Source organism: Xylanimonas sp. McL0601 (genome assembly GCF_049852175.1).
Classification (GTDB): Bacteria; Actinomycetota; Actinomycetes; order Actinomycetales; family Cellulomonadaceae; genus Xylanimonas.
Genome location: NZ_CP187527.1, coordinates 1,274,712 through 1,299,118 on the forward strand (window position 1 = coordinate 1,274,712; position 24,407 = coordinate 1,299,118).

Annotated in this window: 19 protein-coding genes; 12 read left to right on the forward strand and 7 right to left on the reverse strand. The window is 74.4% G+C overall.

Features of this window, described 5'->3' with window-relative positions:
- Positions 1–40 precede the first annotated feature (40 nt).
- On the forward strand, positions 41–850 hold the full coding sequence (locus tag ACO4JP_RS05795; protein ID WP_425956434.1) for an alpha/beta fold hydrolase: 810 nt from the start codon (positions 41–43) through the stop codon (positions 848–850).
- Between the two features lie 15 nt (positions 851–865).
- Here the strand turns inward: ACO4JP_RS05795 and ACO4JP_RS05800 are convergent, their stop codons facing one another.
- Positions 866–2,251 (reverse strand): hypothetical protein, encoded by a 1,386-nt coding sequence (locus ACO4JP_RS05800; RefSeq protein ID WP_425956435.1) that lies wholly within the window; start codon positions 2,249–2,251, stop codon positions 866–868.
- A gap of 294 nt (positions 2,252–2,545) precedes the next feature.
- Between ACO4JP_RS05800 and ACO4JP_RS05805 the strand changes: the two genes are divergently transcribed.
- Genes ACO4JP_RS05805 through ACO4JP_RS05815 form a run of 3 tightly spaced genes read left to right on the forward strand, consistent with a single transcriptional unit; the run spans position 2,546 to position 5,948 of the window.
- A complete protein-coding gene (locus ACO4JP_RS05805) occupies positions 2,546–3,913 on the forward strand; it encodes a hypothetical protein (RefSeq protein WP_425956436.1) in 1,368 nt (455 codons plus the stop codon).
- Positions 3,910–4,950, forward strand: a complete 1,041-nt coding sequence (locus tag ACO4JP_RS05810) for a hypothetical protein (RefSeq protein WP_425956437.1) — start codon at positions 3,910–3,912, stop codon at positions 4,948–4,950. Before ACO4JP_RS05805 ends, ACO4JP_RS05810 begins: the two co-directional genes overlap by 4 nt.
- 50 nt (positions 4,951–5,000) lie before the next feature.
- Positions 5,001–5,948: a tetratricopeptide repeat protein gene (locus tag ACO4JP_RS05815; RefSeq protein WP_425956438.1), complete on the forward strand. Its 948-nt coding sequence runs from the start codon at positions 5,001–5,003 to the stop codon at positions 5,946–5,948.
- Positions 5,949–5,952: 4 nt separating this feature from the next.
- Here ACO4JP_RS05815 and glgB read toward each other — a convergent pair whose 3' ends face one another.
- The 6 genes from glgB to glgX all read right to left on the reverse strand — a co-directional run bounded on the left by glgB (position 5,953) and on the right by glgX (position 18,078).
- Positions 5,953–8,184: a 1,4-alpha-glucan branching protein GlgB gene (gene glgB, locus ACO4JP_RS05820; RefSeq protein WP_425956439.1), complete on the reverse strand. Its 2,232-nt coding sequence runs from the start codon at positions 8,182–8,184 to the stop codon at positions 5,953–5,955.
- A gap of 68 nt (positions 8,185–8,252) precedes the next feature.
- A complete protein-coding gene (locus tag ACO4JP_RS05825) occupies positions 8,253–9,545 on the reverse strand; it encodes a phosphotransferase (protein ID WP_425956440.1) in 1,293 nt (430 codons plus the stop codon).
- Positions 9,542–11,314: a maltose alpha-D-glucosyltransferase gene (gene treS / locus ACO4JP_RS05830; RefSeq protein ID WP_425956441.1), complete on the reverse strand. Its 1,773-nt coding sequence runs from the start codon at positions 11,312–11,314 to the stop codon at positions 9,542–9,544. Before treS ends, ACO4JP_RS05825 begins: the two co-directional genes overlap by 4 nt.
- Positions 11,311–13,782: a maltotransferase domain-containing protein gene (locus ACO4JP_RS05835; RefSeq protein ID WP_425956442.1), complete on the reverse strand. Its 2,472-nt coding sequence runs from the start codon at positions 13,780–13,782 to the stop codon at positions 11,311–11,313. Before ACO4JP_RS05835 ends, treS begins: the two co-directional genes overlap by 4 nt.
- 219 nt (positions 13,783–14,001) lie before the next feature.
- Complete coding sequence (locus ACO4JP_RS05840; protein WP_425956443.1) at positions 14,002–15,720, reverse strand: FAD-binding dehydrogenase; 1,719 nt, start codon at positions 15,718–15,720, stop codon at positions 14,002–14,004.
- 48 nt (positions 15,721–15,768) lie between these two features.
- Positions 15,769–18,078, reverse strand: coding sequence for a glycogen debranching protein GlgX (gene glgX / locus ACO4JP_RS05845; RefSeq protein ID WP_425956444.1), 2,310 nt, complete (start codon positions 18,076–18,078; stop codon positions 15,769–15,771).
- Positions 18,079–18,158: 80 nt separating this feature from the next.
- Here glgX and ACO4JP_RS05850 point away from each other — a divergent pair, with 80 nt between their 5' ends.
- The 8 genes from ACO4JP_RS05850 to ACO4JP_RS05885 all read left to right on the forward strand — a co-directional run bounded on the left by ACO4JP_RS05850 (position 18,159) and on the right by ACO4JP_RS05885 (position 24,356).
- Entirely contained in the window at positions 18,159–18,953 is a 795-nt protein-coding gene (locus tag ACO4JP_RS05850) for an electron transfer flavoprotein subunit beta/FixA family protein (RefSeq protein WP_425956445.1), read from the forward strand.
- Between the two features lie 12 nt (positions 18,954–18,965).
- Positions 18,966–19,958, forward strand: a complete 993-nt coding sequence (locus ACO4JP_RS05855) for an electron transfer flavoprotein subunit alpha/FixB family protein (protein ID WP_425956446.1) — start codon at positions 18,966–18,968, stop codon at positions 19,956–19,958.
- 73 nt (positions 19,959–20,031) lie between these two features.
- Complete coding sequence (locus ACO4JP_RS05860) at positions 20,032–21,192, forward strand: cysteine desulfurase family protein (protein ID WP_425957060.1); 1,161 nt, start codon at positions 20,032–20,034, stop codon at positions 21,190–21,192.
- Entirely contained in the window at positions 21,189–22,301 is a 1,113-nt protein-coding gene (gene mnmA, locus ACO4JP_RS05865) for a tRNA 2-thiouridine(34) synthase MnmA (RefSeq protein WP_425956447.1), read from the forward strand. The genes ACO4JP_RS05860 and mnmA overlap by 4 nt, the downstream gene beginning before the upstream one ends.
- Positions 22,298–23,335, forward strand: coding sequence for a hypothetical protein (locus ACO4JP_RS05870; protein WP_425956448.1), 1,038 nt, complete (start codon positions 22,298–22,300; stop codon positions 23,333–23,335). The genes mnmA and ACO4JP_RS05870 overlap by 4 nt, the downstream gene beginning before the upstream one ends.
- An 83-nt stretch (positions 23,336–23,418) precedes the next feature.
- Positions 23,419–23,583 carry a hypothetical protein gene (locus tag ACO4JP_RS05875; protein WP_425956449.1) on the forward strand — a complete coding sequence of 55 codons (165 nt, stop codon included), beginning with the start codon at positions 23,419–23,421 and terminating at the stop codon, positions 23,581–23,583.
- Positions 23,580–24,014: a response regulator transcription factor gene (locus ACO4JP_RS05880; protein WP_425956450.1), complete on the forward strand. Its 435-nt coding sequence runs from the start codon at positions 23,580–23,582 to the stop codon at positions 24,012–24,014. The genes ACO4JP_RS05875 and ACO4JP_RS05880 overlap by 4 nt, the downstream gene beginning before the upstream one ends.
- Positions 24,015–24,203: 189 nt before the next feature.
- Positions 24,204–24,356 (forward strand): hypothetical protein, encoded by a 153-nt coding sequence (locus ACO4JP_RS05885; RefSeq protein WP_425956451.1) that lies wholly within the window; start codon positions 24,204–24,206, stop codon positions 24,354–24,356.
- Positions 24,357–24,407 lie beyond the last annotated feature (51 nt).

Consider the following 24,407-nt stretch of genomic DNA (forward strand, 5'->3'; position numbering starts at 1 on the left):
CAAGACTTCGACCTGGACCCTGACCCGACGGAGGGCGACGATGACGACGATGACCCCGCTGCCGACCTTGGCCTTGCACGAGCTCCACGACGGCGGGGGCCTCCCGATCGTGCTGATCCACGCGTTTCCGCTGGACCATCGCGTCTGGACGGCGGCGGCCGCAGCACTACCCGTCAACGTCCGGGCCGTCGCCGTCGACATGCCCGGCCAGGGCTACAGCGAGTCCGGCAACATCGCCCCGAGCATGGATCTGGTCGCCGACGCGATCTACCACACGCTCCAGGGCGCGGGGATCGCGAACGCCGTCGTCGTCGGACTGTCCATGGGCGGGTACGCGGCGCTGGCGCTGGCTGATCGGCACCCGGCGTTCGTCTCGGCGCTGGGTCTGGTGGACACCAAGTCGACGGCGGACACGCCTGAGGCCCGCGACAACCGCCTACGCATCGCGCACGAGCTGGAGATGAACCAGTCGCTGCAGCCGATGCTCGCTCTGCCGTCACAGCTGCTGGGGGAGACGAGCCTGCGGGACCGCCGCCAGCTGCTCCCCACGCTCGACGCGTGGGTGCACGCGCAGGCGCCGCGAGGACTCGCCTGGGCGTTGCGCACCATGGCCGGGCGCCCCGACCGCACCGCCGTGCTGCGGCGGTTCTCGGGGCCGATCGCCGTCGTGGTCGGTGCCGAGGACACGCTGACGCCCCTCGCCGACGCGGAGCACATGGTGCACGCGGCGTCCGACGCGGCGCTGACGGTCGTGCCCGGTGCCGGCCACCTGAGCCCGCTCGAGGACCCACGGACCGTGGCGGCGGCGCTTGCACTGCTGCATCGCCGAGTGATGCGCCGCCACCGGTAGTCGCTTGAGCCCGCGTCAGGCGGGCGCGTGCTCCTCCGACTCGTCCGCCGACTGCTCGGCCGGTGTGGTGCGCACCGAAGCGGCGGCCCGTGCCGCCTGCCCTGGGGTGCTGCCCGGGGTATTCGCGGGCTTGGGCGCGCTGACGGTGCCGACGGGCTGGGACGCGGGCTCCGCCGCCTCGCCCTTCTCGGCACCGAGCAGGCCGCGCAGCTCGTCGAGGTACGTGTTGATCGACTCCTGCTTGCGCGAGAGGTCCTCGAACTGGCGCTGCGCCGCGCTCCGGTGAGCCTCGGACTCGGAGCGGGCGTCGTTGACCGTCTGATCCGCGAACGCGCGGGCCTCGGCGACGATGCGGTCGGCCGTCCGGCGCGACTCGCCGACGAGGTCCTTCACGTACTGATCGGACTCGGCGCGCACCTTCTCGGCCTGCTGGAGGGCGACCGCGACGCGCTTCTCCGCCTCGGACGCGTGGTCCTCGGCCGTGCGGATGAGCTTGTCGGTCTCCTCCTTGGCGACCCGGTGGCGCTCCGCGGCCTCGCGCTCGACCTGCTCGCGGCGCTGCGCGACGTCGAGCTCGGCGTCGGCGAGCGCGCGGCGCGCGGCCTCGTGCAGCTCCTCGATCTCCGTCGCGGCGGCGTGCGACGCCTCCGTGGCGTGGTGCTTGGCCTCGGCCACGATGCGCGCGGCCTCGCGGCGCGTCGACTCGAGCAGGTCGTTGGCCTCGCGCTCGGCCTCCTGGCGCAGCGCGGCCGAGTCGGCAGCGGACTGGGCGCGCAGCTGGGCGGTGTCGCGCTCGGTGGCGAGGCGCAGCTCCGTGACCTCGCGCTCCGTCGTCGAGCGCAGGACGCCGAGCTCGCGCTCGAGGCTCGCGCGGCGCTCCGACTCCTCGGCCTGGATGGTGCTCGCGATGAGCGACGCCTCGCGCTCGGCGGAGCCGACCAGCTCCTCGGCGCGGCGCTGTGCGGCGAGCAGCTTGCCCTCGGCCTCGGCGCCCGTCGTCGCGCGGATCTCCTCCGCCTCGCGGCGGGCGGAGCCGAGCAGCTCGGAGACCTCGGACTCGGCGCGCGCCCGCACCTGGCCCGCGGAGAGCTTGGCGCGGGCCATCACATCGGCGGACTGCTGGTTGGCCTGCGTCAGGACGTCGGCCGACTGCTCCTCGGCCGAGCGCAGGAGCTGCTCGATGCGCGAGCCGAGACCCGCGTAGGACGGACGGTCCAGCTCCCGGAGCTGGCGCTGCGCCTCGGCCAGCTCGGACTGCAGCTGCATGGAGCGCGCGTCGGAGGCCTCGACGTGGCGGCGCGCCTCGTCGACGGCCTGCTCGAGGCGGGCCAGCTGGTTCTCGACCTGGGCGCGGTCGTAGCCGCGCATGGTGATCGGGAAGAGCGTGCGCTCGTCGGACACGGCGGAACCTCCGAAAGGGGTGGGGCGAGGAAGGACGCTCGCGCCAGGATAGTGGGCGCGTCCGGCACGGGACACCGGAACGAGCGGGTCAAAGAGGGGAAAATGCACCGAATCGTGCGGCGTTCGCCACACGGCCACACCTTGCGCTCGCGAGGGTCGGAGTGAAGGACTGGTGCAGATCCGGTCCTCGCGCTGCGAGAGGGGTGGTCGGGTGGCCCCGGCCTGGACCAGGAACCACCGGGCGTCCCTATCCTGGGATGTCGTTCGTGCGCGCCAACGGAAGGGAAACGCTCGGTGCTCCGTAGATTGCTCGGGACCATCCTGATCGTCCTGGGACTGGCCTCGGCCGGCTTGGGCATCGCCTCGGCCACAGTCTGGCATCAGTCGGACTCCGTCGTCGCGACCGCCACCCCACAGGGTGACGGGACCCTCGTCGTGTCCGACCCCGGCGTGCTCGAGCTCGTGGGCGCCGACGTCACCGTGGCCGCCACGGTTCCCGGCGACGGCAAGGTGGTGCTCGCGATCGGTCGCGACGTCGACGTCGACGGCTGGGTCGGGATCGACCACTACACGCGGGTGCGCGGGCTGCACGACTGGACGACGCTGGCGGTCTCCGGCGTCGTCCCTGAGATCCCGGCACCCGCCGAGGGGCAGGCGGCTCCGAAGCCCACGACCGGCGCGAACCCCGCGGGCAACGACATGTGGGTGGCCCAGGCGGCCGGCGAGGGCACCGCGAGCCTGCGCTGGGACGACCGTCCTGGCCGGTGGTCGCTGCTGGCCGCCGGCGTCGGCGACGGCGCCAAGGCGCCGACGATCGAGCTGACTTGGCCCCGCGAGGCCTCGACGCAGTGGCTATGGCCGGGCGTGGCCACCGGGGCTCTCCTCGTGCTCGGCGGGCTCGCGCTCCTGCTGCTGCCCCGCCGCGCGCGGCCCGCGAAGGCCGGCGCCACGGGCACCGACGGGGCGCCCGGCGTCGCCGCGCCCGACGCCGAGGGCACGCCGGCCGCGGCGCCGGCCGGGACCCCGGCCGAGACCGCGGGCGACGAAGCCGCTGACGAGGACCGGGCGGCGAAGCCGGTGACGGCGGCTCTGCTGAGCCGCCGGTCTCGCCGTCGCCCGTCCGGCGTCGACGAGGCCGCCGCCGCAGGGACGCCGGACGCGGCGGAGGCCGCTCCCGGCGAGGCTCCCCAGGAGCCGCCCGCACCCACGCTCCGCTGGGGCAGCACCGACGCGCCCGCGTCAGCGGCCACGCCGCGCCGCTCGCCGTTCGCCCCCGTCTTCGGCGGCGCACGGCAGCAGGCGGCGCCCGAGCCTCAGCCGGCGCCGGAGCCTCAGCCGGCGCCGGAGCCTCAGCCGACCCCCGTGCCGGAGCAGGCCGAGCCGCTCACCGCGACGGGCTCGATGGCCCGCCTCACCCGCCGCGAGCTGCGTGCGCAGGAGGAGGCCCGCAAGGCGGCGGAGCAGACCGGCCTCACGGGCCGCCTGCGCGCCCTCACCGGGTCCATCCCTGCGGTGCGCACGACGCCGCCCCCGACGCCGACGCCGGAGCTCGGCCCCGACGCACCGCCCACGCGGGCGAGCCGGTCACAGGCCTGGCGGCAGGCCTGGGGCTTCGACCCGGACGCGACCGACAACCACGACGCCGAGGGAGGCGCCCGATGAGCACGAACACGACCGTCCGCACGCGCGGCGCGCGGTGGGCCGCGGTCGCCGGCCTGCTCGCGGCGAGCCTGCTGCTGAGCGGCTGTGCTGCGGCCCCGCCGACGCCCGCCGCGGACCCGGCCACCGAGGGTCCCGTGCTCTCGGTGGACCAGAACACCGCGCTGCTCGGCGCCGTCAACAAGGTGCTCGCCACGGCCACCGAGGCCATGGACCCGGCGAAGCTCACCCCGCGTGTGACGGGCCCGGCGCTCACGGTGCGCAAGAGCCAGCTCGAGGTCGCCAAGATCCGCGGCAGCGCGGACCTGGTCACGGACCTGCCGACGGAGTACCTGCAGATCATCCTGCCGACCTCGGACACGTGGCCGCGCACGTCGTTCGCCATCACGAAGGCGACCGACGAGCTCCAGCCGCCACGTCTCATCGCGCTGACGCAGGACTCCCCGCGCGCCCACTACAAGCTCTGGGGCTGGGTGCAGCTGCGCCCGGGCGTGACGATGCCGGCGTTCGCGGACGCCAAGCTGGGGAGCGAGCTGCTCGCGCCCGACGACAAGTCGCTCCTGGTCTCGCCGAAGGACGTCGTCGCGCAGTACGCGGACCTGCTCACCACCGGCGACCAGTCGGCGTTCGTGGACACGTTCGAGCCTGCCGGCGAGGACCCGTTCCGGGCCCTGATCAAGTCGACGACGGAAGCGCAGATCGCGGCGCTCCAGCCGGACAACCAGTCGATCCGGGGCACGTACACCTTCACGTTCACGCCCACCGCGGGCGCCCCGATCCAGGCCGTGCGAACGGCTGACGGCGGCGCCATGGTGATGGCCGCGCTGGACGCGACCGAGCGCATGGAGGCGGTCCAGGGCGCGACGCTCGCCCCGTCCACCAAGACGGCGCAGGCGCTGCTGCAGGGCCAGAACCCGACGAACAAGCTCACGAGCGGGTTCTCGGACATGGTGGCGCTGTACGTGCCGCCCGCGGGCTCGGACCAGAAGGTCAAGCTGCTCGGCTACTCGCACGTCCAGACGTCCGCGTCCGTGAGCTGATCGCGCGGAGGACGGGCGCGCACCGGCGGCGGGCTGACAAGATGGGGGCCATGAGCACCCCTTCTGAGCCGGCCTTCTCCGTGCGCGGCGCCGTCGACCTGTCCGCGCTCCAGCGCCCGCAGTCGCCGCCCCCGGGGGAACCCGGCGGGGCACCCGCCGCGGGCGGCTACGTGCTGGACCTGAGCGAGGAGTCCTTCCCGCGCGTCGTGCAGGACTCCGCCACCTACCCCGTCGTCGTGCTCCTGTGGATCCCGACGGACCAGGCGAACACCGAGCTCGGCACGTTGCTGGGGCGGCTCGCCGACGAGTACGCAGGGCGGTTCCTGCTGGCCCGCGTCGACGCGCAGGCGTACCCGCAGATCGCCGCGGCGTTCCGCGTCGAGGGCGTGCCGACGGTCGTCGCCGTGCTGCAGGGGCAGCCGCTGCCGCTGTTCGCGGGCTCGGCGCCCGAGGACCAGGTGCGCGACGTGCTCGACCAGGTGCTCGCGGCGGCGGAGCAGAACGGGGTCACGGGCCGCGCGCCGGCGCAGGGCGTTGGCGCCGACGGCGCCGAGCCGGCCCCGCAGGAGGAGCCGGAGCCCGAGCTCCCGCCGCTGCACCAGGACGCCTACGACGCCATCGAGCAGGGCGACTACGAGGCCGCGGTCGCGGCGTACGAGAAGGCGCTGCGCCAGGACCCGAAGGACACGTTCGCGACGGCGGGGCTCGCCCAGGTACGCCTCCTGCTGCGCACGCGCGACGCGAACCTTCAGGCAGTGCGCACGGTCGCGGCCGGCGCGCCGTCGGACGTGGACGCCCAGCTCGCCGTGGCCGACCTCGACATGCTGGGTGGCAAGGTGACCGACGCGTTCGACCGTCTGCTCGAGCTGCTGCCGGGATCCGACGCGGACGCCAAGGAGCGGCTGCGCGTCCGCCTCCTCGAGTTCTTCGAGATCGTCGGGCCGGCGGACCCCCGCGTCGCGAAGGCCCGCCAGCGCCTGGCGCTGAGCCTGTACTGAAGCGTCAGGCCTCCGGGACCAGGACGATCGCGCCCAGCGGGGGCACCCGCACCGCCACCGAGTGCTCCCGGCCGTGCCACGGCACCGGCTCGGCCGTGACCGCCCCCAGGTTGCCCACGCCCGAGCCGCCGTAGATCTCGGCGTCGGTGTTGAACGCCTCGCGCCACGAGCCGCCGGACGGCAGCGCGAGGCGGTAGCCCTCGTGCGGCACGCCCGCGAAGTTGACCACGACGACGACGGGCTGGCCGTCCACGCCCTTGCGCACGTAGGCGAGGGTGTTGTGGTCGGCGTCGTTGGAGTCGATCCACTCGAAGCCGTCGGGCGTGAAGTCCCGCTCCCACAGCGCCGGCGTGGCCTTGTAGAGCGCGTTGAGGTCACGGACGAGGCGCTGGACGGCGGCGTGCGACGGGTTGTCGAGCAGCCACCAGTCGAGGCCGACGCCCTCGTTCCACTCGGCGTCCTGCGCGAACTCCTGGCCCATGAACAGCAGCTGCTTGCCCGGGTGGGTCCACATGTACGTGAGGAACGCGCGGACGCCCGCGAGCTGCTGCCAGCGGTCTCCCGGCATCTTGCGCAGCAGGGAGCCCTTGCCGTGCACGACCTCGTCGTGGCTGATGGGCAGCACGTACTGCTCGGAGAACGCGTAGATGAGGGAGAACGTCAGCTCACCGTGGTGGTAGCGGCGGTACATCGGGTTCTCCGCGATGTAGCGCAGCGAGTCGTTCATCCAGCCCATGTTCCACTTGAGGCCGAACCCGAGCCCGCCGTGCGACGTCGGGCCGGTGACGCCCGGGAACGCGGTCGACTCCTCGGCGATCATCATGACGCCAGGGGACCGGCGGTAGGCCGTGGCGTTGGCCTCCTGCAGGAACGAGATCGCCTCGAGGTTCTCGCGGCCGCCGAACTGGTTGGGTGTCCACTCGCCGTCCTTGCGCGAGTAGTCCAGGTAAAGCATCGACGCGACGGCGTCGACGCGGAGCGCGTCCACGTGGAACTCCTCGAACCAGTAGGTCGCGTTGGCGACGAGGAAGTTCCGCACCTCGCGCCGGCCGAAGTCGAAGACGAGCGTGCCCCAGTCGGGCTGCTCGCCGCGGCGCGGGTCGGCGTGCTCGTACAGCGGCGTGCCGTCGAAGCGGGCGAGCGCGAAGTCGTCCTTCGGGAAGTGTGCGGGCACCCAGTCGACGATGACGCCGATGCCGGCCTGGTGCAGCCGTTCGATGAGGTGGCGCAGATCGTCGGGGTGGCCGAACCGCGCCGTCGGCGCGAAGTACGACGTCACCTGGTAGCCCCACGACCCGCCGAACGGGTGCTCGGCGACGGGCATCAGCTCGACGTGCGTGAAGCCGTGCTCGACGACGTAGGCGGTCAGCTGCTCGGCGAGGTCGCGGTAGCTGAGGCCCGGGCGCCACGAGCCGAGGTGCACCTCGTACACGCTCACCGGGCCCGAGTGCGGGTCGCGCTTCGCGCGCGCCGTCATCCAGTCGAGGTCGTCCCACTCGTGCTGCGTGTGCACGACGACGGAGGCCGTCGCGGGCGGCACCTCGGTGCCCTTGGCCATGGGGTCGGCCTTGGCCCGCCATACGCCGTCGGCGCCGAGGATCTCGTACTTGTACCGCGTGCCCTCCCCGACGCCCGGCGCGAAGATCTCCCACACGCCGGTCGAGCCGAGCGAGCGCATCGGGTGCACGGGCGTCCAGCGGTTGTGGTCGCCGACCAGGCGCACGCCGCGCGCGTTCGGGGCCCACACCGCGAAGCCGGTGCCCTCGATGTCGCCGAGCAGGCTCGGGTAGCGGCAGGGGTTGGCGCCGAGCGCGCGCCACAGCTCCTCGTGCCGGCCCTCGCCGATGAGGTGCAGGTCCACGGCGCCGAGCGTCGGCAGGAACCGGTAGGGGTCGTCAGCGGTCTGCACGTCGGTGCCGTAGCGCGTGCGGATGCGGTAGTCGGGGGCGTGGACCGAGCCGTCCTCGCCGACCGGCGCGGGCACCACGGCCTCCCACACGCCGGCGGCCTCGTGGCGGGCGGGAACCTCGGCGTCGCCGGTGACCACGACGACCTCGTCGGCCAGCGGCCGGAGCGCACGCACGACTGCCCAGGCGGACCCGTCCGGGGCGGCCGGCAGCAGGTGCGGGCCGAGCACCGAGTGCGGGTCGTGGGTGTGCCCCTGCGCGACGGCGGTGAAGACCGCCGGGTCGACGGCGGGGGCGGACGGGGGCGTGCTGACAGGGCCGGTCGTCATGCTGCCCACCTTTCCACCTCGTCGAAGCCGCCGCGTCTCCAGGGTGTACCGGGCCCGCGATGTGGGCGTCATTCCGCGAGCAGTCGCTCCACGGCACGCAGCGGGATCGGCACCCACTGCGGGCGCTGGCGGGTCTCGTAGACCACCTCGTAGAGGGCCTTGTCGAGCACGAGCGCGCGCAGGACGGCGTCGTCGACCATGCCTCCCGAGGCGGCGCGGTAGGCGTCGCGGAACGCCGTCTGCGCCCGCGCCGCCCAGGCAGGGTCCTGCGCTCCGCCGACGGCCGCGGCGTAGTCGAACGAGCGCAGCACGCCCGCGACGTCGCGCAGCGGAAGGTCGGGGGCCGTGCGCTCGCTGACGGGCCGCTGCGGCTCGCCCTCGAAGTCGAGCAGCTGCCAGCCGTCGGCACCATAGAGGGCCTGGCCGAGGTGCAGGTCGCCGTGGATGCGCTGGAGCGGTACTGGGGTGAGGCGGGACTGCAGGTCGTCCAGCTCGTGCCGGATGGCGTCGGCGTGGGGGGCGAGCGCAGGTGCGGCCTCGACCGCGGCGTCGGCGCGCAGGCGCAGCCCGGCCACGAACGCGGACGGGTCGAGCGTCACGGGCGTCGGCAGGGCCTCGCGCAGCGTGGCGTGGAGCCGCGCGACGACGTCGCCCAGCTCGGCCGCGAGGGCGTCGAAGGGCTCGCCCGCACGGGCGTGCTCGCACGCGAGCTCGAACCCGTCGCGGGCCTCGGGGACGAGTGCGGCGAGGACGGCCAGGTGGTGGGTGGACTCGAGCAGCTGCGGTACGGGCGGCAGCTCGACGTCTCCGAGGTAACGGGGGGTCCCGCTGAACCCGGCGGCCGTCAGCGCCTGCGGGACGACGACGTCGGGGTGGGCCCCGCCCGCGACCGTCCGCAGGATCTTGAGCATCGCGCCGTGCGCTGCCCCGTCGGGACGCACCCTCGGCAGCACCACGGAGGTGTTCGACTGCTCGCCCGCGATCGCGCGCCCGTCGCTGACGTCGGGGTCGAGCCCTGCGGCCCGGACGTAGGCGACCCACGCGGCCGGGTGGACGCCGCCGTCGTGCACCGCCAGCCCGGCGGCAGTGCCGATGTACCCGGGGTCGGTGTCGTCGTTCCCGCGACCCTTGGGGCGGACCACCAGCGGGACCTGGAGCACCGTGGTGCCCAGGAGCAGCAGCGCGACGACGACGTCGTCGGCGCCGTCGAACGTGACCTCGAGCCACGGCGTGGCCAGCCCGGGGACACCGCCCGGGTACCACCGGCGGCCCGGCGCCCACGCGGCGACGAGGTCGGTCACCTCGGCCGGGACGTGCGTCCCGGCCGAGGCGACGTGCGCCCCGTCGCGCACGGTGGTCACCGCTCGCTCGCCTCGGTCGGGGGCTCGGGCGGGGCGAGTCGCAGCCAGTAGAAGTCGCGCGAGCCCCAGGTCATCGTGAGCGTGCCGTCGGCGCTGATGGTCGGGAACGTCGCGCCGCCGAAGACGTCGACCGGGGTCCAGCCCTCGAAGCCCGGCAGCTTGATGCCGGCGGACCGTGCCGTGGCCGACATGTTGGCGGCCACCAGCAGCGTCTCGTCGTCGGACCGCGTGAACGCGAGGATCGCCTCGTCGCCGGCCTCCCGGGCGACGAAGTCGCCGGTGCCGAACGTCGGGTGGAGGCGGCGGACCGCGAGCATGCCGTGCACCCAGTGCAGCAGCGACGTCGGCTGGGCGAGCTGTGCCTCCACGTTGTGCTGCGCGTAGTGGAACACGAGCGACTGGACGAGCGGCAGGTACAGCTTGCCGGGGTCGGCCGTGGAGAAGCCGGCGTTACGGTCCGGCGTCCACTGCATGGGGGTGCGCACGGCGTCGCGGTCGGGCAGCCAGATGTTGTCGCCCATCCCGATCTCGTCGCCGTAGTACAGGCAGGGGCTGCCCGGCAGCGACAGGAGCAGCGCGTGCGCGAGCTCGATCTCCTTGCGCGAGTTGTCGAGCAGCGGCGCCAGCCGACGGCGGATGCCGACGTTGGCGCGCATGCGCGGGTCCTGCGCGTACCAGCCGTACATCGACGCGCGCTCCTCGGTGGAGACCATCTCGAGCGTCAGCTCGTCGTGGTTGCGCAGGAACGTCGACCACTGGCCGCCCTTCGCCGGGATCGCCGGCGTGTCCGCCATGATGTCGAGGATCTGGCGGGCCCGCTGGTCACGCAGCGCGTAGTAGATGCGCGGCATCACCGGGAAGTGGAAGCACATGTGGCACTCGGGCTCGTCGTCGGTGCCGAAGTAGTCGACGACGTCCTGCGGCCACTGGTTCGCCTCGGCGAGCACGATGCGGCCGGGGAACTCGGCGTCGATCACGCGGCGCACCTTGCGCAGGAACGCGTGCGTCTCCGGAAGGTTCTCGCAGTTGGTGCCCTCGGCCTCGTAGAGGTACGGCACGGCGTCGAGGCGGAACCCGTCGACGCCGATGCCGAGCCAGAAGCGCGCGACGTCGAGCATCGCCTCCGCGACGCGCGGGTTCTCGAAGTTGAGGTCGGGCTGGTGGCTGAAGAACCGGTGCCAGAAGTACTGCCGCCGCACCGGGTCGAACGTCCAGTTGGACGTCTCGGTGTCGACGAAGATGATGCGCGCGTCCTCGTACCGCGTGTTGTCGTCGCTCCACACGTAGAAGTCGCCGTACGGCCCCTCGGGGTCCGAGCGCGACGCCTGGAACCAGGGGTGCTGGTCGCTCGTGTGGTTCATGACGAGGTCGACGACGACGCGGATGCCGCGGGCGTGCGCTTCCTCGATGAGCTCGGTGAAGTCCGCCGTCGTGCCGTACTGCGGGGCGATCGCCGTGTAGTCGGAGACGTCGTACCCGCCGTCGCGCATCGGCGACGGGTAGAACGGCGGCAGCCACAGGCAGTCGACGCCGAGCCACTGGAGGTAGTCGAGCCGCTGGATGATGCCGCGCATGTCGCCGGTGGCGTCACCGTCGGCGTCGGAGAACGCGCGGACGATCACCTCGTAGAAGACGGCCTTGCGGTACCAGTCCGGGTCGTCGACCAGCCCCGGCCGCCCGAGACCCGGCGGCTCGGGCTGACGCTTGGGCGGCAAGGCCTGGATCGGCAGGGGCTGCGTCACCGGCCGCGGGATGTCGGTGGTGCTCATCCCATGCCCACCTGGAGCACGTGGGCCACCTGCGTGCGCGGGTCGAGGCGCACGAACGGGTGCGCGCCCCACGGATAGGACTCGCCGGTGAGCAGGTCGTGCGCCACGAAGAACGGGGCGCTCCCGTCGGTGCCGGGCGGCGGCACCAGGCCGAGCGCCTCGAGGTCGAGGTGGACCGTCGTCTCCTGCGTGCCCCACGGGTCGATGTTCACGACGACGAGGATGACGTCGTCGGTATGGCCGGCCGGCGCGCTCCCGTCGCCGCTCGCCAGCGGCAGGTGCTCGGCACGCACGCGGCGCGAGTACGCGAGGACGTTGCCGTTGTCGGACTGGTGCACCGTGAGGTTGCGCAGCTGCTGCAGCGCGGGGTGCTCGCGGCGCACCTCGTTGAGGCGGCCGAGCAGCACCGAGATGCCGATGGCGTCCGCGTGGGCCCAGGACCGCGGCTTGAACTCGTACTTCTCGTTGTCGACCTGCTCCTCGACACCCGGGCGGGGCACGTTCTCGACCAGCTCGTAGCCGGAGTAGATGCCCCACGTGGGGCTGCCGGTGGCGGCGAGCACCGCGCGGACGGCAAAGCCTCCGACTCCGCCGTGCTGCAGGTACGGCGGGAGGATGTCGTGCGTCGTCGGCCAGAAGGACGGGCGCATGACGGAGCCCTGCGGGCCGGAGACCTCCTGCAGGTAGTCGAGGATCTCCTCTTTGGTGTTGCGCCAGGTGAAGTACGTGTACGACTGGTGGAACCCGATCCGGGCCAGCGTCTGCATCATCGCGGGCCTGGTGAACGCCTCGGAGAGGAACAGCACCTCGGGGTGCTTCGCGTGCACCTCGGCGAGCAGCCACTCCCAGAAGTCGAGCGGCTTGGTGTGCGGGTTGTCGACGCGGAACAGCGTGACGCCGCGCTCGATCCACACCTCGACCACGTGCAGCACCGCCTCGCGCAGGCCGATCGGGTCGTTGTCGAAGTACAGCGGGTAGATGTCCTGGTACTTCTTCGGCGGGTTCTCGGCGTAGGCGATGCTGCCGTCGGCGCGCGTCTTGAACCACTCCGGGTGCTCGGTGACCCACGGGTGGTCCGGGGAGCACTGGAGCGCGAGGTCGAGGGCGACCTCGAGGCCGTTCTGGGCCGCGCTCCGGACGAACGCGCGGAAGTCGTCGTCCGTGCCTAGGTCCGGGTGGATCGCGTCGTGCCCACCCTCGGCCGCGCCGATGGCGTACGGGCTGCCCGGGTCGCCCGGCTTCGCGTCGAGCGAGTTGTTGCGGCCCTTGCGGTACTGGGTGCCGATGGGGCTGACGGGCGTCAGGTACACGACGTCGAAGCCCATGCCGGCGATGGCCGGCAGGCGCTCGGCCGCGGTGGCGAAGGTGCCCGACGTCCAGGTGCCGTCCTTGGCGCGGGTGGCGCCCTCGGAGCGCGGGAAGATCTCGTACCACGACCCGTACAGCGCCCGACGGCGGTGCACCCGCAGCGGGTAGGTTGCGCTCGGCGAGACCAGGTCGCGCAGCGGGCTGCGCTTCAGGGCCTCCTTGACCGCGTGCGTGGTGGCCATCGCGAGGCGGGCCTCGGGCAGGCGGGACGTGTCGGCGAGCGCGCGGGCGGCGTCGTCGAGGACCTGCGCGTCCTCGAGGCTGCGCACGGCCTGCGCCTCGGGCGCGGTGATGCGCTCGAACAGCAGCATCCCCTCGTCGAGCATGAGGTCCTGGTCGATGCCGGCCTCGAACTTGATCGTGGCGTCGTGCGCCCAGCCCGCGTAGGGGTCGCCCCATGCCTCGACACGGAACGACCAGTCGCCCTCGGCGTCGGGTTGCAGGAAGCCCAGGAAGCGGTCGAGGCCCGGCGCGACGTCCTGCATCGGGGCGGTCTGGTGGACGGTGCCGTCCGGGGCGACGAGCACGGCGGTCGCGTTGACGGCGTCGTGGCCCTCGCGGAACACGGTCGCCTCGACCGGCACGACCTCGCCGACGCTCGCCTTGGCCGGCCAGCGGCCGCCCTCGACGACGGGGGAGACCTCGAGGACGGGGACGCGGCCGATCGGTGCGTGCGGGGCCGGCTCGGGGGTGGGGGCCGGGACCACGACGGGGACGTGGTGCGAGGTCGGCTCGCGGACGCCGGCGACCGAGGCGTCGGCCGTGGCGTGGGTCTCGGCGGCTGCGGCGGTCCTCGTGACCGTGTTCGTGGCCGCGGTGGTCTTCGCGGTCGCGGTCTTGGCCGGCGTGCGCCTGGGCGTGGTGGCGGCCGCCTTCGCGGCGGTGGGCTTCCTCGTGGCCGGCTTGGTGGCCGGCTTGGTGGCCGGCTTGGTGGCCGCGGGCGCCGGGTCGGGGGTCGTGCCTCGCTCGACCGGGGCCTTCGCGGGAGCCTTCCGGCGGGTTGCGGGCTTCTTCGGGGCCGCCGGCGTCTCGATCGTCGCGCCTTGCGCCGTCGCCGCCGGGGTGCTGGGTCTGCTCGCGCTCGTCGTCACGCGGACCACGCTAACGAGCGTGGATAGCCGACGCGCGCGGTGGACGCGGCATACCACCGGTTGGCGGCCGATATCCATCCATCGCGGCCCGAGTCGGCGAGCGGTGCACGCGCGGCGGTTCGACGGTCCGGGTTCGGTTCGTGGGCTCAGTCCCACGAACCGAACCCCGACCCACGAACCGACGCCCGCAGGGGCGCGGGCCCGCCGTCGCGCGCCGCCGCTGCGGCGTCACAGCGTGGCGGCGACCGCCCGCCCGGTCACGTACCCGGTGTGCAGGCAGCCGCCCAGGAACGTCCCCTCGAGCGCGCGGTGCCCGTGCGCGCCGCCGCCGCCGAAGCCCGCGGCCTCGCCCACGGCCCAGAGCCCGTCGAGCACCGAGCCGTCCGCACGCAGCGCCCGCCCGGTCGCGTCGCACCACAGCCCGCCGAGGGTCTTGCGCGTCAGCACCGAGAGCCGCACCGCGAGCAGCGGACCGTCCTTGGGGTCGGTGAGTGCGCGGGGCGTCGCCACGCGCATGCGCCGGTCGACCCAGAAGCGCCGGGCGGCGGCGGTCGCGGTCACCTGCGGGTCCTTGCCCAGCCCGGAGACCACCTGAGCGTCGCGCAGCGCCACGATGCGCGTGAGCTCGTCGGCGTCAACGCGCCCGGACGACCCGGGCGTCGCGGCGGTGAGCTCGTTCATCCGCGCGGCGAGCGCCGCTGTCGTCGGCGCCCAGAGGAACTCGGGCGACTCGTTCGCGAACCGCGCCACGGGGCCGACGGCGCCCGGCAGCACGCGCTTGGTCAGCAGCCGCACGTCCTTCCCGGTGAGGTCGGGGTTCTGCTCGGACCCGGAGAGGGCGAGCTCGGTCTCGAGGATGGCCTTGTTGAGCACGAACCAGGAGTGGTCGTGCCCGTGCCGGGTGACGTGCTGCAGCGCGCCGAGGGCGTCGAACCCGGGGAAGAGCGGGGCGGGCAGCCGCTTCCCGTCGGCGTCGAGCCACAGCGAGGACGGCCCGGGCAGGATGCGGATGCCGTGGTTGGTCCAGACGGGCGAGTGGTCGGCGACGCCCTCGGGGTAGTGCCACATGCGGTCCTCGTGCATCAGCGCGGCCCCCGCGGCGGCCGCGTGCCCGAGCATGAGCCCGTCGGTCGAGTCGGGCACGCCCTGGAGCATGCGCGCCGGGAGAGCGCCCGCCGCCGGCGCCCACCGCGCCCGCGCCAGGTCATGGTTGGCACCGATCCCGCCCGTGCCGACGACGACGGCGCCCGCCGTCAGCTCCACCTCGCCCACGACGTCGCGCGACGACGGCGCCGCCCGCCCGCCATACGGCAGCGCGGCGCGAGCCGCGGCGTCGTCGGCCAGGACCTCGGCGCGGACACCGATCACGCGCCCGTCGGTGACCACGAGCGACGTCACGCGGTGCCGGAACCGGATCTCGAGCCGCCCGGCGTCGCGGTGCGCCTTGGCGCGCGCGACGAAGGGCGCGAGGATCGCGGGGCCCGTGCCCCAGGTGACGTGGAAGCGCGGCACCGAGTTGCCGTGCGCGCCGCCGGGGCCCAGGGCGTACCCGCCGCGCTCGGCCCACTGCACCAGCGGGAACCAGCGCACGCCCTGGCCGTGCAGCCAGGAGCGCATGCCGCCGGCGGCGAACTCGACGTAGCCCTTGGCCCAGGCGTAGCCGTGCCGGTCGGGGCCCTCGCCGAGCTCGGCGCCCGGGGCGAAGTTCGCGGACCCCTGCCAGTCGTCCCAGGCGAGCTCGGCGGTGTCGTGCACCCCGACGCGACGCTGCTCGGGGGAGTCGACGAGGAACAGCCCGCCGAACGACCACCAGGCCTGCCCGCCCAGCGAGTCGGGGTGCTCCTGGTCCAGCACGACGACGCGGCGTCCGGCGTCGGCGAGCTCGGTGGCGGTGACCAGGCCGGACAGGCCTGCTCCGATGACGACGACGTCGGCGTCTGCGCTCATGGGCGGAGGGTACCCACTCGATGCGAGCTCAGGGCGGAAGCCCGGCGGCTACACCTCCCGGCGCCCCACGAACACCTGCACGTTCAGCGCGTCGAGCGCCGCGACGCCGTCCTCGAGGTCGTCGCCCGAGGGCTGCGAGGCCGTGTCCCAGGTCGAGCTCCACACCCGCTCCCACGCCCGGGCCCCGGGCAAGGACGGCGGCAGCACCACGTCGAGGTCGTCGAGCAGCCCGTTGAGCACCACGAGCACGTCGGCCTCGTCGACCCCCGGGCCAGGGCGCAGCATCTGCACCACGCGCCGCTCGCCCTCGTTCCACGCGGCGTGGTCCATGGGCTTGCCGGTCTCCGTGAACCACAGCAGGTCGGCGAACGTCTCGCCGGGCCGCGGCGTGCCGAGGTAGAACGAGTCGGCGCGCAGGGCCGCGTGCTCTCGCCGCAGCGCGATGAGGTGCTTGGTGGTCTCGAGCAGGTCGAGCGCCGCGCGGTCGTGGTCCCAGCTGACCCAGGACACCTCGGTGTCGAGCGCGTACGCGTTGTTGTTGCCGTCCTGCGTGCGCCCGAGCTCGTCGCCCGCCGTCATCATCGGCGTCCCGGCGGCGAGCAGCAGCATCGCCAGCAGGTTGCGCTGCGACCGCCGCCGCAGGGGCACGACGGCGGACCACGGTTCGGTGGCGGCGTCGTCGCTGTCCTCGGCATGTCCCTCGACCCCGTGGTTCCACGACAGGTTGTTCGACGTGCCGTCGTGGTTGTCCTCGCCGTTCGCCCAGTTGTGCTTGTGGTCGAAGGCGACGACGTCGGCGAGGGTGAAGCCGTCGTGCGCGGTGACGAAGTTGATCGACGCGACCGGCCCGCGCGCGAGCGGCGGGTCGGAGTGGCCGAACAGGTCGGCCGAGCCGGCGAGGCGCGTCGTGAGCTCGCGGATGCCGTCCATCGGGCGCCCGTGCGAGCCCGCGCTCGCTGAGGAGAGCCAGAACCCGCGCATGGCGTCGCGGAACCTGTCGTTCCACTCGGCCATGGGCGCGGGGAAGCTGCCCGTCTGCCAGCCGCCGGGGCCCACGTCCCACGGCTCGGCGATGAGCTTGAGGTTGTTCAGCACCGGGTCGGTCTGCAGGCTCATCAGGAACGGGTGGTCGGGGTCGAACCCGTACAGCCCGCGGCCGAGGGTCACGGCGAGGTCGAACCGGAAGCCGTCGACGCCCACGACCTCGGCCCAGTACCGCAGCGAGTCGAGCGCCAGCTGCACCACGCGCGTGCGGCGGAAGTCGAGCGTGTTGCCCGTGCCGGTCACGTCGGCCAGCGCGGCGGGTGAGTTGCCGTCGTGCAGGTAGTACAGCGGGTTGTCGAGGCCGCGCCAGGACACGTGGAGCTGGTCGTCGCCGCCCTCGCACGTGTGGTTGTAGACGACGTCGAGGATCACCTCGATGCCGGCCTGGTGCAGCAGGTGCACCATGCCGCGCAGCTCGTCGAGCACGGCCGCGGGGCCGGCCTCCTGGGCCGCGCGCGTGGCGTACCGGGGCTCGGGCGCGAAGAAGCCGAGCGTCTGGTAGCCCCAGTAGTTGGTGAGGCCGTGCGCCACGAGCCGCGGCTCGGACGCGGACGCGTGGATCGGCAGCAGCTCGAGCGTCGTGATCCCGAGGTCCTTGAGGTAGGCGATGGTCGCCGGGTGGGCCATGCCGGCGTACGTGCCGCGCAGCTCGGGCGGCAGCGCCTCGTTGAGCAGCGTGAAGCCGCGCACGTGCGCCTCGTACACCACCGTCTCCGCCCACGGGACGCGGGGGCGGGTGAGCGGCGGCGTCGGCGGCATGGGCGGCAGCACCACGGAGTGCGGCACGAACGGCAGGGAGTCGGTGGTCTCGGGCTCGCCGTAGCGCTCGGCGATCCACCAGCGGTTGTCGGGGGTGCCCGAGTGCTCGGAGCGCGGAGCCCCCACGGCGCCGAGCGTCTCGGGGCCGTAGGCGAGCGAGCCGGCCAGGCCGCGCGCGTACGGGTCGATCAGCAGCTTGGCGGGGTTGTGCCGCAGCCCGGCGCGCGGGTCCCACGCGCCGTACGTGCGGAACCCGTAGCGCTGCCCGGGGCGGACGCCGGGAACGTGCGCGTGCCAGACGCCGTAGGTCGGGCCCAGCAGGGGCACGCGACGCTCGGAGTACCGCGCCGGGTCGCGCTCGGGGAGCTCGGGTCGCACGACGTCGACGAGGCAGAAGTCCACGGCCGCGGCGTGCGAGGCCATGACGGCGACGTCGACCCCGCCGGGCGTGGCCGTGACCCCGAGCGGGGGCACGTGCGAGCGCCTGGCGGTCGGGCGCGTCAGCGGGCGCACCACGGGGCGTGGTGCGGGAGGCTCTCCGGCTCGGGCTTCCATGCGGCCATGCTCGCGCACCCCGTGGGACGGAGCGAACTCCTGGCGCGTCCTGGTCGGGGCCCCGGGTAGTCTCGGTGCTCGTGCGCATCGTCGTCCTGCTCAAGTACGTCCCGGACATCACCAGCGACCGCCGTTTCGCCGACGGGCGCGTGGTGCGCGACCCGGCAGACGGCTCGCTGAACGAGCTCGACGAGAACGCCGTCGAGGCGGCGCTGCGCCTCGTCGAGTCGTCGCCCGATGGCGCCGGCGAGGTCGTCGCCGTGACGGTCGCCCCCGAGACGGCCGACATCGCGCTGCGCAAGGCGTTCCAGATGGGCGTGCACCGCGGCGTCCGCGTCTCCGACGACGCGATCGCGGGCTCCGACTACTTCGGCACGACGGCGGCGCTCGCGGCCGCCGTCCGCCGCCTCGGCGAGGAGGAGCCCGTCGACCTGGTCGTCACGGGCATGGCCGCGCTCGACGGCCTCGGCTCGGTGGTCCCCGCGCTGCTCGCGGACGAGCTCGGCTGGCCGCAGCTCACGCTGGCCAAGTCGGTCGCCTTCGAGGACGGCACGCTGACCATCACGCGCGAGACGGACGACGCCGTCGAGACGCTCGCGGCGCCGCTGCCCGCGGTGCTCTCCGTGACGGACACCGCAAACAGCCCGCGGTACCCCAACTTCAAGCTCATCATGGCCGCGCGCACCAAGGCGATCGAGACCTGGAGCGCCGCCGACCTCGAGCTCGACCCCGCCGAGGTGGGCGCCGCGGGCGCCCGCACCTCGACGGTCGAGGCCGCGCCGCGCCCGCCGCGCGCCGACGTCGAGCTCGTGGTCGACAAGGGCGAGGGCGGCAAGGCCCTCGCCGAGTTCCTCATCCGCAACGACCTGGTCTGACGAGAGGCCCCGATGACCCGCCCCACCGTCCTCGTCCTCCTCGACAGCCCCGACAGCACCGTCGACGACGTCCGCCCGTCGGTCCTCGAGCTCCTCACGATCGGCCGCGAGCTCGGCCGCGTCGACGTCGTCACGCTGGGCGCGCCCAGCGTCTCGGTGCTGGCGACCCTGGGCGCATACGGCGTCGGCTTCGTCCACCAGGCCACGCTCCCGACGTCGGTGCCCGCCTCGGCGCACCGCGTGACGTCCGTGCTCGCGTCGGTGCTGGTCGCGGCCGTGCGCCGCACCGACGCCGACGTGCTGCTCGTCCCCTCGTCGTTCGCGGGCAAGGAGGCCGCCGCGGTCGCGGCCGCGCGCCTCGGCGCCGGCTACGTCTCCGACGCGTCGGCCGTGACGTGGAGCGACGGGGTGGCCCCGCTGCGGGTGGCCAAGCGCGTGTTCGCCGGCACGTGGGACACGGTCAGCACGGTCGCGACCGACCCCGCCGTCGTCACCGTGCGTGCGAACGCCGTGGCCGCCGAGCCGGCGGAGACCCCCACGCACCCCGAGGTCGAGGCGCTGCAGGTCGAGGTCGCTGCCCCGGCCGTGACCGTCGTCGCGCGCGAGGTCAAGCCGCGCACGGCCGGTCGGCCGGTGCTCGAGGAGGCGGCCGTCGTGGTCGCCGGCGGGCGCGGGACCAACGGCGACTTCGGCCCGGTCGAGGACCTGGCCGACGCGCTCGGCGCCGCGGTCGGCGCCACGCGCGACGTGGTGTTCGAGGGCTGGTTCGACCGGTACATCGGCCAGACGGGCGTCACCGTCGCGCCGCGCGTGTACATCGGCGCCGGTATCTCGGGCGCCCCGCACCACCGCGGGGGCATGCAGGCCTCGCAGGTCGTCGTCGCCGTGAACAACGACCCGGAGGCGCCGATCTTCGAGATCAGCGACTTTGCCGTGGTCGGCGACCTCGCGGACGTGCTGCCTCAGGCCGCCGCGGCGATCCGGGAGCACAAGGCCCGTCCGTAACGGCGGATCGCCCCTCGTAGACTGGGGCGCCGTGACACCCGGCGCCTACCTCGACCACGCGGCCACGACTCCCATGTCGGCGGCCGCGCTCGCGGCGTTCGTCGAGGAGTCGCAGCGGCCCGGGAACGCCTCGAGCCTCCACGCCGCGGGCCGCGGAGCCCGGCGCGTGGTCGAGGAGTCGCGCGAGTCGGTCGCGAAGGCGCTCGGCGCCCGCCCGTCCGAGGTGATCTTCACCGGCGGCGGCACCGAGGCCGACAACCTCGCGATCAAGGGCATCTTCTGGGGCCGCCGCGCCCAGGACTTGCGCCGCACCCGCGTGCTGGTCTCCGCCGTCGAGCACCACGCGGTGCTCGACCCCGCGTTCTGGCTCGCCGGGCACGAGGGCGCCGAGATCGTGCTCCTGCCGGTCGACCGCGAGGGGCGCGTCGACCTCGACGCCCTGCGCGCCGAGCTCGCCGCGCATGCGGAGGAGACCGCACTGGTGAGCGTCATGTGGGCGAACAACGAGGTCGGCACGGTGCAGCCCGTGCGCGACGTCGTGCGGCTCGCGCACCAGCACGGCGTGCCCGTGCACACGGACGCCGTGCAGGCCGTCGGCCAGGTCGACGTCGGCTTCGCCGCCGCGGGCGTCGACGCCCTGACCCTCACCGGCCACAAGCTCGGCGGTCCCGTCGGCGTCGGCGCGCTGCTCGCGCGCCGCGACCTGCCGCTCGAGGCCGTCCAGCACGGCGGCGGGCAGGAGCGCGGCGTGCGGTCCGGCACGCTCGACGTGCCCGCGATCCGCGCGTTCGCCGTCGCGGTCGAGCAGGTGGTGGCCGAGCTCGGCGTCCGCTCGGCGCACCTCACCATGCTGCGCGACGTGCTCGTCGCCGGGGTGCGCCAGGCCGCGCCCGACGCCGTCCTGCGCGGCCCCGACCCCGCGACGGAGCCGGCGCTGCGCCTGCCCGGCAACGCCCACTTCACCTTCCCCGGCGCCGAGGGCGACTCGCTCCTCTACCTGCTGGACTCCGCCGGCGTACAGGCCTCGACGGGCTCCGCGTGCCAGGCCGGGGTGCCGCAGCCGTCGCACGTGCTGCTCGCGATGGGCGTCCCCGAGGCCGAGGCGCGCGGCGCGCTGCGCTTCTCGCTCGGCGCCACGTCCACGCCCGACGACGTCGCCGCGCTGCTCGCGGCCCTGCCCGCCGTCGTCGCCCGCGCGCAGGCCGCCGGGCTCGTCACGAAGGGGATCGCATGAGAGTGCTCGCAGCCATGTCCGGCGGGGTGGACTCCGCGGTCGCCGCCGCGCTCGCAGTCGAGGCGGGGCACGACGTCGTCGGCGTGCACATGGCCCTGAGCCGCAACCGTGACCAGTTCCGCACGGGCTCGCGCGGCTGCTGCTCCATCGAGGACGCCGGCGACGCCCGCCGCGCCGCGGACGTGCTTGGCATCCCGTACTACGTGTGGGACCTGTCGGAGAAGTTCGAGGACACGGTCGTGACCGACTTCCTCGCCGAGTACGAGGCCGGCCGCACCCCGAACCCCTGCGTGCGCTGCAACGAGCACGTGAAGTTCGAGGCGCTGCTCGATAAGGCGACCGCCCTCGGCTTCGACGCCGTCGCGACCGGTCACTACGCGCGCATCGTCGAGCACGCGGACGGGTCCCGCGAGCTGCACCGCTCGCCCAACGCGGACAAGGACCAGTCGTACGTGCTCGCGGTCATGGGCCCCGAGCGACTCCGCCGGGCGATCTTCCCGCTGGGCGGCTTCGCCTCCAAGGCCGAGGTGCGCGCCGAGGCCGCCCGCCGCGGCCTCGCGGTGAGCGCCAAGCCGGACTCGTACGACATCTGCTTCGTCGCCGACGGCGACACGCGCGGGTTCCTGCGCGAGCGCCTCGGCTCGCGCCCGGGCCAGGTGCTGGACGTCGAGGGCAACGTCGTCGGCGAGCACGACGGCGCCTACGCGTACACGGTCGGGCAGCGGCGAGGGCTGGCCCTCGGCCGGCCAGCCGCCGACGGCCGCGCGCGCTACGTGCTCGACGTGCGCACCGACACCAACACCGTCGTGGTCGGCCCGGCCGAGCTGCTCTCGGTGGACCGGATCGCGGGGGAGAGGGCGACCTGGCTGGTCGACCCCACGGACGCCGGCGACGACGTCGAGGTCCAGGTGCGCACCCACGGCGCTCCCGTCCCGGCTGGCGTCCGTGCGACCGACGGCGGTGCCGGCCTTGAGGTCGAGCTCACGGGCACCCCGCTGCGCGGGGTGGCGGCGGGCCAGTCCGTCGTCGTCTACCGCGGCACCCAGGTGCTCGGCCAGGCCACGGTCTCCCGCGCCTGGCGCGCCGCCCGCGCGGGGGTCGTGGCGTGACGGCGGTCAGCGGCCACGGACCGTGGCCGGGCCGCGAACGCGACGAGCTCGAGGCGCAGCAGACGGTGCTCGGCGACCTCGCCGGGCTGCCCACCGGCGTCGCGGCCGTCCCGTTCCTCACCCAGCTGACCGGACGCGGCCCCGGCGCGGACGCGCTCGGCCGCACGGCCGCGCTGCTCGAGGAGCTGCCGGTCGAGCTCGGGCCGCACGGCTGGAAGCTCGCCGACCACCCGGGCCTGGACGAGCGCCGTGCCGAGGTGTTCCTGCGCGAGGACCTCGGTGCCCTTGCGCTCGCCGCGCACGGCTACGCCGGCCCGCTGGCGCTCGAGGTCGTGGGTCCGTGGACGCTGGCCGCGACGCTCTGGTCGGCGCGCGGCGACCGCGTGCTCGGCGACGCCGGCGCGCGGCGCGACCTCACGCTCGCGCTCGCCGAGGGCGTGCGCGCCCACGTCGCGGCGGTCCGCGAGCAGGTCCCGGGCGTGCAGCCGTCCGACGTCGTGGTCCAGCTGGCCGAGCCGCAGCTCGGCGCGATCCACGCCGGCGTCCTGCCCACGTTCTCGGGCTACTCGCGCCTGCGGTCCGTGCCCGGCCCCGACCTGGTCGAGGGCCTGCGCCCCGTGATCGACGCCGTGCACGACGCCGGGGCGCGCGCGGTCGTGCACCTCGGCGGCACGTGGGCCGGGCTACCGCCCGTGGTGCTCGCCGGTGCCGACGCCGTCGGGCTCGACGTCGGCGCGATCGGCTGGCAGGAGAGCGCGTGGGAGCTCGTCGCGCGGGCGGCCGAGAAGGGTGTGGGCCTGTGGGCAGGCCTGCCGCCCGCGCAGGTCTCGCAGTGCGCGGGGCCGATGCTCGGCGAGCTGGTGCGCCTCGTGGCCGAGCCCTGGCGGCGCGTCGGCCTGGCGGCGTCGGGCCTCGACGGGGTGACGCTGCTGGCGGCCCCGCGCATGCGGCTGGCGAGCAGCGACGAGCACCGCGCCGAGCTCGCGAACCTCGGCCGGGTGGGCGAGGCGCTCGCGGAGCGCGCGGCGGCGTAGACGCCCCTCCGGAGATCACCCGATCGGCCGAGGTGGGCGAGCCCTTCGGATTCCTACGATGGGCGCGTGCACGACCTGCGGTCGTGACGGTGTTCTCGGCCGGCACCGCTCTTGCGGCACCGGGGTTCGGCCTGCGCGGCATGCGCGAGCGCGTCGAGCTGCTGGGCGGCACGTTCGCCGCCGGGGCGACGGCCGCGGGTCGCTGGGCGGCCGAGGCGACGGTGCCGCTCGACTGGCTCCCCGCGTGACCGTCCGCGTCCTGGTCGCCGACGACCAGGAGCTCGTGCGCAGCGGCCTCGCTCTCATCGTCGCCTCACGGCCGGGGCTGGAGGTCGTGGGCCAGGCCGCCGACGACGTCGAGGCCGTCGAGCTGGCCCGCACGCTGCGCCCCGACGTCGTGCTCATGGACGTGCGCATGCCGCGCCTCGACGGGATCGAGGCGACCCGGCAGCTCGCCGCGCTCGACGACGGGGGCCCCGCCGTCGTCGTCATCACGACGTTCGACCTCGAAGAGCACGTCCGCCGTCGCCCGTGGGCTGACCAAGCGGAGATCGGCGCCGAGCTCTACGTGTCGCTCGGCACGGTCAAGACCCACCTGGGCGGGCTCATGACCAAGCTCGGGGTGCGCAACCGCGTCGAGCTGGCGATCTGGGCGTTCGAGACCGGCCGGGCCCGATAGCCGTCCGGCGGCGAGGTTCGGCCGATCGGCCGATCCGGGGCGACGCCGCACTGGGCAGGCTCGGCCCATGACCCGCACCGACCCGCCGTCCTGCCCGCCCGCGCCGGCGAGCGGGGCCGGAGCTCCTGGCTCGTCCCGGCCGGCCCCGTCCTGCTGTCGCTCGTCCCCGTCGCCGCCGGCGCGGCCCGCGTGAGCGAGCTCGCCGGTTTCACGATCGCGACCGGCACCAACCCGCCGGTGCTCAACACCGTGCTGATGACCCTCGCGTGGATCGTCAACCTCGCGGTCGCGGAGGCTGCGATCCGGCGCTCGACCCTCAGCGCGCGGCGCCGATCCTCCTGACGGCGATGCCGTTCCCCGGGCACGCGGCTGCCTCAGCGAGGTGAACCCGCC

Bases quoted from the DNA above. Each gene is read 5' to 3' on its own strand.
- ACO4JP_RS05795 (WP_425956434.1), top strand. From the start codon at position 41: ATGACGACGATGACCCCGCTGCCGACCTTGGCCTTGCACGAGCTCCAC.
- ACO4JP_RS05810 (WP_425956437.1), top strand. From the start codon at position 3,910: ATGAGCACGAACACGACCGTCCGCACGCGCGGCGCGCGGTGGGCCGCG.
- ACO4JP_RS05815 (WP_425956438.1), top strand. From the start codon at position 5,001: ATGAGCACCCCTTCTGAGCCGGCCTTCTCCGTGCGCGGCGCCGTCGAC.
- glgB (WP_425956439.1), bottom strand. From the start codon at position 8,184: ATGACGACCGGCCCTGTCAGCACGCCCCCGTCCGCCCCCGCCGTCGAC.
- treS (WP_425956441.1), bottom strand. From the start codon at position 11,314: ATGAGCACCACCGACATCCCGCGGCCGGTGACGCAGCCCCTGCCGATC.
- ACO4JP_RS05840 (WP_425956443.1), bottom strand. From the start codon at position 15,720: ATGAGCGCAGACGCCGACGTCGTCGTCATCGGAGCAGGCCTGTCCGGC.
- glgX (WP_425956444.1), bottom strand. From the start codon at position 18,078: ATGGAAGCCCGAGCCGGAGAGCCTCCCGCACCACGCCCCGTGGTGCGC.
- ACO4JP_RS05855 (WP_425956446.1), top strand. From the start codon at position 18,966: ATGACCCGCCCCACCGTCCTCGTCCTCCTCGACAGCCCCGACAGCACC.
- ACO4JP_RS05860 (WP_425957060.1), top strand. From the start codon at position 20,032: ATGTCGGCGGCCGCGCTCGCGGCGTTCGTCGAGGAGTCGCAGCGGCCC.
- mnmA (WP_425956447.1), top strand. From the start codon at position 21,189: ATGAGAGTGCTCGCAGCCATGTCCGGCGGGGTGGACTCCGCGGTCGCC.